A 12,519-nucleotide genomic window follows, 5' to 3' on the forward strand; every position below is an offset into this window, starting at 1 on the left:
TTATATGAACTTTAGCTTTAAAAAGTTAGTACCTCACATTGTAGTATTTGTTTTATTTATTGCAGCTTCTTTGGCATACTTCTCCCCGGTACTTCAGGGGAAAAAGATTTTTCAAAGTGATATTGTCCAGTATATTGGAATGGCCAAAGAGCAAAATGACTTCCGAAAAGTAAAGGGCGAAGAACCTTATTGGACCAACAGTGCATTCGGAGGAATGCCTACGTATCAATTAGGTGCTAATTATCCGCATAACTATGTGAAAAAATTAGATAAAACCATTCGCTTTTTACCACGACCGGCAGATTATTTATTTCTGTATTTTATTGGGTTTTATATACTGCTTTTGGTGCTCAGAATTGATTGGAAATTAGCATTTATAGGTTCCTTGGCTTTTGGCTTTTCAACATATCTTATAATTATTCTGGGGGTAGGACATAATGCTAAGGCTCATGCCATTGGATATTTTCCTTTGGTTCTTGCCGGAATCGTATTAAGTTTCAGGCGGCAATATATTTGGGGTTTCTTATTAACTGCCATAGCTATGGCGCTGGAAATTAATGCCAACCACTTTCAGATGACCTATTATTTGATGTTGCTGGTTGTGGTTCTAGGGGTCGTATATTTATTAGATGCCTTTAAAAAGAAAGAGCTACCACATTTTTTTAAAACAGTAGGATTGTTGTTCTGTGCTGTTATTCTTGGGGTAGCAACCAATGCTACCAATATAATGGCCACCAAGCAATATGCCGATTGGAGTACCCGGGGGACAAGTGAGTTGACAATAAATCCAGACGGTAGTCCAAAAGAAAATTCAGATGGTTTAAGTTACGATTATATAACCGAATACAGTTATGGAAAAGCGGAATCCTTAAATTTGTTCGCTTCCAGGCTTTTTGGTGGCGGTAACAGTGAAGCGCTTGGAGAGGATTCCAATACGTACCAATACCTTGTAAACAAGGGAGTGCCACGAGATCAGGCTAAAAGTTTTACTTCCGGCCTACCTACCTATTGGGGAGATCAACCCATAGTAGCAGCACCCGCTTACATTGGGGCCGTGGTGGTATTCTTATTTGTTTTAGCACTGTTTTTGGTACAAGGTCGTCTTAAATGGTGGCTGGTTGGAGGAACCATACTTTCCTTATTACTTTCCTGGGGTAAGAACTTTAGTATTCTTACCGATTTGATGATTGACTATATGCCAATGTATGATAAGTTTAGAGCTGTATCTTCCATTCAGGTAATTCTCGAACTATGTATTCCTGTATTGGGGATCGTCGGATTGAGTCGTATGTTCTCACCGGAGGTAGACCATAAACAAAAGTTAGATGCCTTAAAAAGGGCGGGAGCAATTATCGGAGGTTTGATTGTCGTACTGTTTATTGGTAAAGGGTTCTTTAGTTTTGATGCGTTGAACGATGCCTATTATTCGCAACAGTTTTCACAAATGGGTCTTCCGGAATTAATGGACTTTCTAAAGGAGGACAGAAAAGCAATGTATTCGAGCGATTTATTGCGTAGTTTCGGATTTGTACTAGTCATAGCAATTGTATTGTATGCTTATTTAAAGAATAAGCTTAAGGTAACCTATGCTTATGTCGCAATTGGATTGTTGTTGATTTTCGATTTGGTAGGGGTTGATAAGCGCTATGTAAATAAGGAAGATTTTGTATCAGCAAGAAAATTAGAAAAGCCATTTCAGCCAAATGGAGCAGATGTAGAGATATTAAAAGATACGGCTCATTTTAGGGTGTTTGATCCAAGTGAAGGATTAAATGGGGCTAGAACATCTTATTTTCATAATTCTGTTGGGGGCTATCATGCAGCTAAACCCGGCCGTCTTCAGGAGCTTTTTGAATATCAGATTTCCAAGAATAATATAGGGACTTTGAATATGTTGAATGTCAAGTATATTATTCAACAAAATGATAAAGGTTTATATCCGGCACGTAATCCATATGCAAATGGTAATGCATGGTTTGTAGAAACACTAAAAACGGTTCAAAATGCAGACCAGGAAATGCAAGCTCTTGATAGTCTGAATTTCAAAACGGAGGCAGTAGTAGACGTTTCAAAGTTTGGAAATTTAATTAGTGGAAAAACCTTCGAAGTTGATTCTTTGGCAAACATATCCCTGAAAAAGTACGAGCCAAATCATTTGGTGTATCGTTCAAATAATAATAATGACGGCCTGGCCGTTTTCTCAGAAATGTACTATCCACACGGATGGCAAGTTAGTATCGATGGAAAAAAAGCGGAAAGTTTTAGAGTCAATTATGTGCTGAGAGCATTAAACATTCCAGCTGGAAAACATACAATTGAGTTTAAGTTTCAGCCAGAAGTAATACAAACAGGTAGTGCTATTGCCTTAGCGGGTTCTTTGATTCTGGTTTTAATCCTGTTCGGGGGTATTGGCTATACGATCAAAGAGAAACGAAGTATGAAATCTGAATGAAAAAAGTCCTTATCATAACATATTACTGGCCACCTGCAGGTGGACCCGGAGTTCAGCGATGGCTGAAGTTTGTTAAGTATTTAAGGAGTTTTGATATTGATCCGATAGTATACATTCCAGAGAATCCAAACTATCCTGTGAAAGATCCTGCTTTTTTAAAAGAAGTGCCTGAAGATATTACGATCATCAAGCAACCGATTTTTGAGCCTTATGGGGTCGCTTCGGTATTTTCTAAAAAGAAAACCAATCAAATCAGTAAAGGCGTAATCTCCTCGGGAAGTCAATCATTTATAGAGAAAATGATGTTGTGGATAAGGGGTAATCTCTTTATACCGGATGCTCGCAAATTCTGGATTAATCCTTCGGTTACCTATTTGTCTCGATACCTTGAAGAGAATAATATCGATACTATTATTACCACGGGTCCGCCGCATAGCTTGCACCTTATAGGTTTGAAGTTAAAGCAGCAATCAGGTATTAAGTGGATCGCTGACTTTCGGGATCCATGGACTACCATTGGGTATCACAAAGAACTAAAATTAACAAAAAATGCTGCGGAGAGGCATAAAGAGCTGGAACATGAAGTGCTTAATACTGCCGATCAAATAATGGTTACGAGTTATACGACCAAAAAGGAGTTTGAGGAACTCACAGTACAACCTATAGAAGTTATAACCAACGGATATGATGTTAGTTATTTTGATAGTGTTACACCAGATGAGGAGTTTACTTTAGCACACATCGGATCCTTGTTGTCCGGAAGAAACCCCTTAGTTCTATGGGAAGTACTATCGGAATTAAAAAAAGAAAGTGAGTCGTTTGCTAAAGATTTAAAAATTAATTTAGTAGGGGTGGTGAGTGATGTTGTTGTTCAAAGCATAAAAAATTATGGTTTGGAGGCTTCATTAAGCTTACAGGCGTATGTGACTCATGATGAGGCTTTGAAGATTCAAAGAGCTTCACAGCTGTTATTGTTAATTGAAATAGATGCAAAGGAAACTCAGTGTATAATACCGGGTAAGTTATTTGAATATATGGCTGCAGAACGTCCGATATTGGCCATTGGCCCGGATCAATGGGACGCTGCTAAAATTGTTCGTGAAACTAATACAGGAAAAAGCTTTGTGTATGATGATAAAACAAGATTGAAAACGGCAATTCTGGAATATTATCAGGCCTATAAAAAAGCATCTCTTAAAGTTCACCCTATTGGCCTTCAAAAGTATAGCAGGAAGGCTTTAACCGAACATTTAAGTAATGTAATTAAACAGTTGTAAAGAAAATATAACAATGGGAGTTGTAGTTAAACAGTCAGTTAAAAATACCATTTATACCTATATGGGATTTGGTATAGGTGCTGTGAATACCCTTTTTCTTTATACTAATTTTTTGTCTGATGAGTATTATGGATTGGTAGGTTACATTCTTTCTGCTTCAAACATACTGATGCCACTGCTAACTTTTGGTGTTCAAAATACCTTGGTGAAATTTTACAGCTCCTATAAGGAAGACACCGAGCAAGGCAAGTTCACTTTTATGATGTTTATCCTTCCTTTACTCTTGATCGTTCCAGTTGGTATACTAGGAACGGTGGCTTACGAATCTATAGTTTCGTTTTTAGCGAGGAAAAATGCCATCGTTGGTGGTTATGTATGGGTAATCTATATTACGGCTATTGCCATGGCTTATTTTGAAGTCTTCTTTGCCTGGACTAAAGTTCATATGAAATCTGTATATGGAAACTTTTTAAAAGAAGTATTTTTAAGAGTGGTTGTAATGGCATTGCTAATGGCAGTTTTTATGAATTGGTTAACACCAGATGAATTCATCATAGGTGTGATGCTTGCCTATATCCTAAGAATGTTATTGATGATGCTGAGTGCATTTAAGGTAAGTAAACCCAAATTTGTCCTGGCATTACCTCAAAACTCGAATAAGGTAATCAGGTATACGTCTTTAATTATTCTAGCCGGCTCCATAGCGATGGTTTTGCTGGATGTGGATAAATTTATGATCGGACAATATGAAGCTATTGAGAATATTGCTTTCTATAACGTAGCTGTTTATATAGCAGCGGTTATCGTAGTTCCTGCTCGTGCCATGCATCAAATCACCTATCCACTCACCGCACGTTTGCTCAATGAAAGAGACATGACTGCTTTAAAAGATTTGTATAAAAGAAGTTCACTGAACCTCTTTATTATCGGTGGATTAATCTTATTGTTAATTGTTTTAAATGTAAATCAATTATATCAAATTATTCCGGATCAGTACAGTGGGGGTATATCGGTAGTCTTTTTTATAGCCGCGGCCAAGTTGTTTGAGTGTTTATTAGGAAATAATAATTCTATTCTGTTCAATAGTGATTATTACAGAATGGTGTTGTTTTTTGGGGTGTTTTTGGCGATTCTTACCGTCATTCTAAATATGATATTTATTCCGATGCTAGGAATTAACGGAGCGGCATTGGCTACATTGTTGGCCTTTTTGCTATATAGTATCGTAAAATTTTGGTTTGTGTATGCAAAACTTCATATACATCCATTTACGCTAAAAACTGCAGAGACAGCGATCGTGCTGCTAGTATTTATATTATTATTTTATTTTTGGGATTTTTCGTTTCACCCCATCATTAATATTGTTTTAAAAGGGGCAATCGTTTCGGTTGGTTATCTATTGGTAGTTTTAAGATTAAAGTTATCTGATGATATTATTGCTATGGTTGAGAGGGTGCTAAAATCAAAGGCCCGCAGCTAAATGAATAACTGCGAGCCCTCTCGTAATCTAACCAAACCATTATTATACTTAATTCTTAAATATTATTTCCTCTCCCTCTTGAATTTCCTCGTGTATTTCTTGAAGAGCTGGCTTTTCTGGTACTACCGGAAGCTTTTTTGTTATAAGTTCTGGAAGACCTGTTTGTGCTATACTTTTGAGTCGGTTTAGAACGTTTTACTGATCTTGAAGCCGTATTTGATTTTCTTTGTTCATATGGCCTTTTTGCGACATTGCTACTTCGCTTTTTATCTGATGATCTTGAATAAGACTTTTTCTTTGGGGTACTATTTCTATTTGAATTATATACACGGGTATTTGAGGTTTTGTTAGGACTCACTTTTCTCGTGTTGTTATATCTTCTGTTGGTAGCAACATCAGATTTGCTACGGTTGTTAGAAGCCCTGCTGTAGTCTCTATTTCTATCAGGAGCATTTCGGTTAACCGAACGCGTATTGCTTCTTCGGGTTTCTGTATTTAAACTACGATTTCTAACATTTCTAACCGTTGCATCATCTCTTCTTGTCTTTACACGTCTGTCATTCCTGTAAACTTTGTTTCTACCATTGTTATTCTTATAGTGATAGGTTCTTCCTACTGTAGCATAAGATCTTCTGTAATTGTTTCTATAAGGTCTGTAATACGTATATCTTACAGGTTCATAGTATCTTCTGTAAGGCTTATAGCTTACATAGCAATATGAAGGTCTTGGTCTCACAAAATATCGGTGATACGGTCTGTAAATATATCTTCTGTTATAAACATTGATATAACCACTATATCTGATAAAAACACCATGAGGATTATAGTATGCGTATAGTCCACCAATTCTGTAGATACGATTATTTCGATAAAACACATCGATATTTCCTATTCTTGATACACGCCCATAGAAATCATAGTAAACGGGTGTGTTAAGTACTTGTATTACGGCACCATAATCATCGTATTGTACATAACGATCATATCCATATCCAGCATTAAAACTGATGTTTACATTTCGTGTATTAACATTCACTCCAATATAATTAGGGTTGTCAATAAAGAAATCAAATTCACCATTCGGATACACAGAGAAGGTAATTCCATCTTCTACAAATATAAATTGATCACCGTATCCATATCCGTTAATAGCCGTCGAATTAGTTTTTGCGTTTATAGCAAGGGGACTGGCTAAAACCATAACTAGTAATATTGCTAATTTTTTCATGACTAAAGATTTTTTGTTAAACATTTATTTTTCGACTGGCTAGTCATTGTCAAACGTTACAAGCACCGTGCCAAAATATTATTAAAATGTTTTTAAGTATTTAACCTGCTGTTATCCAGGTGTTTATTTTTTTAGATAAAGAAACCTCCCAAATACTAATAAATGAGAGGTTTCCAACTAACCAACCAAAAAACTAATCTGTTATTACGGATTAGTTCCACCATCTTTAGTTCAAAGGTTATGCCAAAGTGATATAATCAGAATAAAGCTGATTCCGGTAATAACTTAAAACAGCACAATAGTATTAGTTAATGCATTTATATGATAAATAACTCTCCATTTCACTCTATACATTTGCAATATTCAAATAACATAAATATTATGAGGACAGTAAAGTGGAATGGGGTTTACCCAGCAGTTACAACAAAGTTCAAAGAGAATGGAGATTTAGATATTCCAGCTTTTTTAAAGAATATTGAGCATCAAATTGATGCTGGAGTAAATGGTATTATTATCGGGGGCTCTTTAGGGGAGAGCAGTACCTTAACTCACGATGATAGGTTAGCTTTATTAGAGGCAACCGTAGCGGCTTTCGGGGATCAAACGGATGTGTTATTAAATGTTGCAGAAGGAGCTACTACAGCTGCTATAGAGTTAGTGCAAAGAGCTGAAAAAGCGGGAGCCCATGGGTTTATGTTATTGCCTCCAATGATGTATAAACCAACCGATCAGGAGGTAGCAGACTATTTTAAGACCGTTGCCAGAAGTACCAAATTACCAATTTTACTTTATAATAATCCTGTTGATTATAAGATAGAGATCACACTACCTATATTTGAGCAATTGGCATCTGAAGCCAATATTCAGGCGGTAAAAGAAAGTACACGAGATATTTCAAATGTGACGCGAATGAAAAACAAGTTTGGTGATCGTTTTAAAATTCTTTGTGGAGTGGATACCCTGGCAATGGAAGAACTTCTGATGGGAGCTGACGGATGGGTTGCAGGATTGGTATGTGCCTTCCCAAAGGAGACGGTAGCTATTTATGAATTAGTAAAAGCAGGTAAGATAGACGAGGCATTGGAAATTTACCGATGGTTTTTGCCTATCTTAGAGTTGGATATCAATCCTCAACTGGTTCAGAATATCAAACTTGCGGAAGTAATGACGGGAATTGGTACAGAACCGGTTAGAGCTCCACGTCATATCTTGGTTGGAGATGAAAGAAAAAGGGTAATCAAGATTTTAGAAGATGGTATTGCTTCTAGACCTATATTACCTGATTATAAAAACTTATAAAAAAATATACTATGATTACCGATAATTTAATTGCCGGAAATCCTAGCGGAATAGGTGCAGAAACGATTAAAGCTGTCGACCCGGCTAAAAGAACTCAAACCTCAGAATTGTTTAAATGTGCAACGGAGGATGAGTTAAACACGGCGGTTCAGGAAGCATATAATGCCTGGCTGACGTATAAAAACCTAAGTGGGAGTAAAAAAGCTCAGTTTTTAAGGACTATTGCAGACGAAATAGAAGCTTTGGGTGATACACTTGTTCAGCGTGTAATGATAGAATCTGGTTTACCAGAGGGAAGAGTTGTCGGCGAACGCGGACGAACTTGTGGACAATTGAGACTCTTTGCTGAACTTTTGGAAGAAGGAAGTTGGGTAGAGGCCAGGGTAGATGAGGCAATGCCTGATAGAACTCCATTACCACGTGTCGATATACGAAAAATGCTACAGTCAACAGGACCTGTAGCAGTTTTTGCAGCTAGTAATTTTCCTTTAGCTTTTTCAACGGCAGGGGGGGACACGGCCTCAGCTTTAGCTGCTGGTTCTCCTGTGATCGTTAAGGCACATTCTTCTCATCTGGGAACGAATGCCCTGGTGGCAGAAGCCATTACCAAAGCGGTTAAAAAATGTGGATTGCCAGGAGGTGTTTTTTCTTCAGTACAAGGCTCTGGAAGAACCGTAGGTAAAAAGCTTGTAAAGCATCCATTGATAAAAGCAGTAGGCTTTACAGGTTCATATACTGGTGGGATGGCATTGGTAAAAGCAGCTAATGAAAGAAAAGAACCAATTCCGGTTTATGCCGAAATGGGAAGTATTAATCCGGTATTTGTTTTAAACCAAAAGATTAAAACCGAAGGAAAAGCTATAGCCGCTCAAATAGCAGGGTCTGTTAATCTAGGGGCAGGACAATTTTGTACAAATCCAGGTTTAACCATTGTTGAAAAAGGAGAAGGACTAAAGGAATTTATGGAGGCTCTTACAGAAGAATTCGCCAAACTCGATGCAGCAACGATGCTAAACGAAACCATTCATTCAGCTTATGTAAATGGGAAAAAGGAATGTGTTGATCAAGCGGAAGTGTCCTTGCTGTTTGATGCAGAAAGTAATGATGATTCTTGGAAAGGCCGACCAGGTATAGCTCAAGTTTCGGCAAAAGATTTTATCAAGAACAATACATTACATCAAGAGGTTTTTGGTCCATTCACCCTGCTGGTTGTTTGTGAAAATAAAGAAGAGTTAAACGAGGTAACCCGGGCACTTGAAGGTCAGTTAACAGGATCAATATTAGGCACCGAAGATGATCTTAACAACAATCCTACGCTGATCGAAAATTTATCTCAACGTGTTGGCCGTTTAATATTTAATGGGGTTCCGACAGGTGTTGAGGTATGCCATGCCATGCATCATGGCGGACCATTTCCATCTACTTCCAATGGTATGTATACCTCAGTAGGAACAGATGCAATTAAACGATTTGTACGTCCCCTTTCTTTTCAAAATGCACCGCAAAGTATATTACCTGATGCCTTGAAAGATGGGAATCCATTAAACATATGGCGTAAGGTAAATGGTTTAACAACTAAAGAATAATGTAATATAAGTGAAAAAACGTTTTTTTTGTATCGATGCCCATACTTGTGGGAATCCGGTACGTCTTGTTGCTGGTGGGGGACCGAAGCTAGAAGGAGCGAATATGATGGAGAAAAGGTTACACTTTTTAAATTCATTCGACTGGATACGCAAAGGACTTATGTTTGAACCCCGGGGACACGATATGATGTCCGGTAGTATTTTATATCCACCTGCCGATCCAACCAATGATGTTGGAGTATTATTTATTGAAACCAGTGGATGTTTACCCATGTGCGGACATGGTACCATTGGAACGGTTACAATAATGATCGAAGAGGGGTTGGTGGATCCATTGGTGCCTGGGAAATTAAGATTGGAAACTCCTGCAGGGCTTGTTAATGTGGAATACGTAGAGGAAAACGGAAAGGTGAAGTCCGTTAAACTTACTAATGTACCATCATTTCTTTATAAAGAAGAATTAACAGTGGAATGTCCTGATTTAGGGGAGTTGGTTGTCGATGTGGCTTACGGAGGGAATTTCTACGCTATTGTCGATCCTCAAAAGAACTTTAAAGGGATACAACATTACAATGTTTCACAACTCGTAACCTGGAGTCCTGTAATCAGGCACCTGTTGAATGAAAAATATGAATTTCAACACCCTGTAGATAAAAACATCAATGGTCTTAGTCATGTACTTTGGACGGGTGATACGTTATCTGATGATGCAGATGCACGGAATGCAGTTTTTTACGGAGACCGGGCCATAGACCGATCGCCATGTGGTACAGGAACATCGGCAAGAATGGCACAGTGGTTTGCGAAAGGAAAATTAAAAGCAGGAAATAAATTTATCCATGAGAGCTACATAGGTTCTAAATTTATTGGATGTGTTGAAGAGGTAACCTCGTGTGGTGAATACCAGGCCATTATTCCGAGTATTTCAGGATGGGCTAAAGTATTTGGTTACAATACCATAGTTATAGATGAGGAAGATGATCCTTATGCTCACGGATTTCAAGTAATTTAATATGGGGAGAAAATCAGTACATATTGTAGGTGGCGGAATTATTGGTTTATGTTCTGCATGGTATCTTAATCAACAGGGTTTTGAGGTAACTATTATTGATAAAGGTGACCTTACCGATGGAGCTTCGCATGGAAATGCGGGCATGGTTGTACCCAGTCATGTGATTCCCCTGGCATCACCGGGTATGATCTCACAGGGTATCAAGTGGATGTTTAACAGTAAGAGTCCTTTTTATGTTAAACCTCGCTTAGATTTATCTCTGTTGCAATGGACCTATAAGTTTTATAAGTCTTGTAATGAAGGTCATGTAAAAAAGGCCATGCCTTTTTTATTTCACCTGAATGAATGGAGTAAAGAGCTATATCAGGAATTTGTAGCACATCCTGAATTTAATTTCAATTTTCAGAAAGATGGTCTGCTCATGCTTTATAGAACGGCGCATCAGGAAGAAGAAGAGAAAGAATTGGCTGAGAAGGCACATCATATTGGTTTAGATACTCAGGTATTGAATAATTCCCAGTTAAAAGAATTAGATCCTCATATTAATTCAGAAGTAAAAGGTGGGGTCTATTTTCCTGGAGATGCCAATTTGCATCCTAACAAATTTGTAAAGCAGTTAACCACTGTTTTAAAGAAAAATGGGGTCATAATTCAAACTAATACAGAAGTGGTAGGCCTGGAGGAGCATGGAGGTAAGGTACATTCCATTGTACTTGAAGGAGGACAAAAAGTTGCGGTAGAGAACCTGCTTGTAGCCGGAGGAGCCTGGTCTGCTCAGATTCTAAAAAAATCAGGACTAAAGATATATTTACAGGACGGAAAAGGATATAGCGTAACTTTTAACTCCTTGGCTAATAAACCGAAAATTCCGGCGATTTTGACCGAGGGTAAAGTAGCTGTATCTCCCATTGGGGATGAACTAAGAATAGGAGGAACTCTAGAACTTGGAGGAATGTCTACAAATATTAATCAAAATAGACTTGACGGAATATTTGAATGCCTGCCAAAGTATTATCAGGAAATTGATATCGATACTGAACAGAAGAAGAAGGTGTGGTATGGTTACAGACCTTGTACTCCTGATGGTATGCCCTATATTGGAAAAGCAGATACTTGTAATAATCTCTATGTGGCTACAGGCCACGCCATGATGGGAGTTAGTATGGGACCGGCAACTGGTAAGCTAATAGCAGAAATTATCTCTGATACCAAGCAATCTATGGATACCAGTATGTTTCGTCTTAACAGATTTTAATTGAATTTTAGGTTGGTTAGATAAGAAGCCTTTGTTAGTTTTTAAACTGGCACTGGCTTCTTCTTATTTGAGTTGAATAGAGCGATATTGAGAAGGCGTTACGCTTTTTACCTTTTTGAATTGACGATTGAAATTTGAAAGATTTTTAAAACCTACATCATAGCAAATATTTTCAATAGTGTTATTCTCATTTAGGAGTAGATTACACGCAGATTCTATTCGCAACTCATTCAAAAATTCCACATAAGTTTTTCTGGTGTGAAGTTTAAAATATCGGCTGAATTGGGATCGACTTAAATTGGCTACTTCGGCAATATCATCTATTTTAATATCATCTTCCAGATGATTAAAGGTGTAGTTTATGATGTCATTTAATCGAAGCCCGTCTTTTTCCTGAATTGAAAAGCGATAAACATCAGAGTTAATGAAGCTTTTGGAAGCTTTGTTAAGTACTGATAATATTTGGAGTAATTGAATTATTAATTCTTCTTCTTTTTGTAAAGGCATTTTTAAAATCTGCTGATGAATAGCTTTTTTTAATGGGCCTTCAATTAAAATACCTCTTTTGCTTTCTTGTAGCAGCGTGTGGATGTTTTTTAATTCAGGAATATTAAAAAAATTTTGACCAAAAGAGTTAAGGTTAAAAAAGAGAGATACTGAATAAACACCTGTTGAAGCTTCTGAAAAATAGGGCTTTGCGCTTTTCATTAAATGCGGAATATTACTGCCTAATATAAAAGTATCACCAGGTTTAAACTGGGTCATATTATTACCACTGTACAAAATACCCTCACCTTTTTCAATAGTGGTAATTTGAAACTCCGAATGATAATGAAGCCGATCATAAAAGTGTAATCCTTCATCGATTTGAACTCTTAAGGAAGAATTCTCAGATTTGGGTATTTTAAATGGAATCGGTTTCATTTAAAT

Annotated in this window: 9 protein-coding genes; 7 read left to right on the forward strand and 2 right to left on the reverse strand. The window is 37.4% G+C overall.

The annotated features are described in order from the left end of the window. Window positions 1–4: 4 nt before the first annotated feature. Genes P278_RS04070 through P278_RS04080 form a run of 3 tightly spaced genes read left to right on the forward strand, consistent with a single transcriptional unit; the run spans window position 5 to window position 5,209 of the window. Window positions 5–2,452: a YfhO family protein gene (locus P278_RS04070; RefSeq protein WP_038262758.1), complete on the forward strand. Its 2,448-nt coding sequence runs from the start codon at window positions 5–7 to the stop codon at window positions 2,450–2,452. Next, window positions 2,449–3,729: a glycosyltransferase family 4 protein gene (locus P278_RS04075; protein WP_038262762.1), complete on the forward strand. Its 1,281-nt coding sequence runs from the start codon at window positions 2,449–2,451 to the stop codon at window positions 3,727–3,729. Before P278_RS04070 ends, P278_RS04075 begins: the two co-directional genes overlap by 4 nt. 13 nt (window positions 3,730–3,742) lie before the next feature. Beyond that, on the forward strand, window positions 3,743–5,209 hold the full coding sequence (locus tag P278_RS04080) for an oligosaccharide flippase family protein (protein WP_038262765.1): 1,467 nt from the start codon (window positions 3,743–3,745) through the stop codon (window positions 5,207–5,209). Between the two features lie 55 nt (window positions 5,210–5,264). On the opposite strand, the gene P278_RS04085 is transcribed toward P278_RS04080, so the two are convergent. After that, window positions 5,265–6,437 carry a hypothetical protein gene (locus P278_RS04085; protein ID WP_038262768.1) on the reverse strand — a complete coding sequence of 391 codons (1,173 nt, stop codon included), beginning with the start codon at window positions 6,435–6,437 and terminating at the stop codon, window positions 5,265–5,267. Between the two features lie 381 nt (window positions 6,438–6,818). Here P278_RS04085 and P278_RS04090 point away from each other — a divergent pair, with 381 nt between their 5' ends. The 4 genes from P278_RS04090 to P278_RS04105 are packed head-to-tail and all read left to right on the forward strand — an operon-like array spanning window position 6,819 to window position 11,589. Further along, the gene (locus P278_RS04090) at window positions 6,819–7,736 is read left to right on the forward strand and encodes a dihydrodipicolinate synthase family protein (RefSeq protein ID WP_038262771.1); all 918 of its coding nucleotides are present in this window, start codon (window positions 6,819–6,821) and stop codon (window positions 7,734–7,736) included. Between the two features lie 11 nt (window positions 7,737–7,747). Continuing rightward, window positions 7,748–9,322 (forward strand): aldehyde dehydrogenase (NADP(+)), encoded by a 1,575-nt coding sequence (locus P278_RS04095; protein WP_038262774.1) that lies wholly within the window; start codon window positions 7,748–7,750, stop codon window positions 9,320–9,322. Between the two features lie 10 nt (window positions 9,323–9,332). Further along, window positions 9,333–10,334 carry a 4-hydroxyproline epimerase gene (locus P278_RS04100; protein ID WP_038262776.1) on the forward strand — a complete coding sequence of 334 codons (1,002 nt, stop codon included), beginning with the start codon at window positions 9,333–9,335 and terminating at the stop codon, window positions 10,332–10,334. Window position 10,335: 1 nt separating this feature from the next. Beyond that, entirely contained in the window at window positions 10,336–11,589 is a 1,254-nt protein-coding gene (locus tag P278_RS04105; protein WP_038262778.1) for an NAD(P)/FAD-dependent oxidoreductase, read from the forward strand. Between the two features lie 63 nt (window positions 11,590–11,652). Here the strand turns inward: P278_RS04105 and P278_RS04110 are convergent, their stop codons facing one another. Then, window positions 11,653–12,513 (reverse strand): AraC family transcriptional regulator, encoded by an 861-nt coding sequence (locus tag P278_RS04110; protein ID WP_038262781.1) that lies wholly within the window; start codon window positions 12,511–12,513, stop codon window positions 11,653–11,655. Window positions 12,514–12,519: the final 6 nt, after the last annotated feature.

Source organism: Zhouia amylolytica AD3 (genome assembly GCF_000511935.2).
Classification (GTDB): domain Bacteria; phylum Bacteroidota; class Bacteroidia; order Flavobacteriales; family Flavobacteriaceae; genus Zhouia; species Zhouia amylolytica.